This window comes from Domibacillus sp. 8LH (assembly GCF_038806185.1).
Taxonomy (GTDB): Bacteria; Bacillota; Bacilli; order Bacillales; family Domibacillaceae; genus Domibacillus; species Domibacillus indicus_A.
Window position 1 is genome coordinate 1 of the sequence record NZ_JAVJNG010000159.1, and the last position, 268, is coordinate 268.

At 51.9% G+C, this 268-nt stretch carries 1 protein-coding gene; it reads left to right on the forward strand.

What is annotated here, in order from left to right; translation table 11 throughout:
- A partial coding sequence (locus RG959_RS24235; RefSeq protein ID WP_342799310.1) for an aldehyde dehydrogenase family protein occupies positions 1–268 on the forward strand: 268 nt, incomplete at both ends.

Consider the following 268-nt stretch of genomic DNA (forward strand, 5'->3'; position numbering starts at 1 on the left):
GTTCAGCGGGTGAGCGCTGCATGGCTGCAGCCGTTGTAGCAGTAGAAGAAAGCATTGCCGATGAGTTTATCGCAAAATTAAAAGAAGCAGCCGACAATATCCAAATTGGCAACGGTTTAGATGACGGCGTATTCCTTGGCCCAATCATCCGCGAAAATGCGAAACAGCGTACAATCGGCTACATTGAAGCCGGTATCGAGCAGGGTGCCACGCTTGTGCGTGACGGCCGCGAAGACGAAGCCGCAAAAGGAGATGGATACTTCCTTGG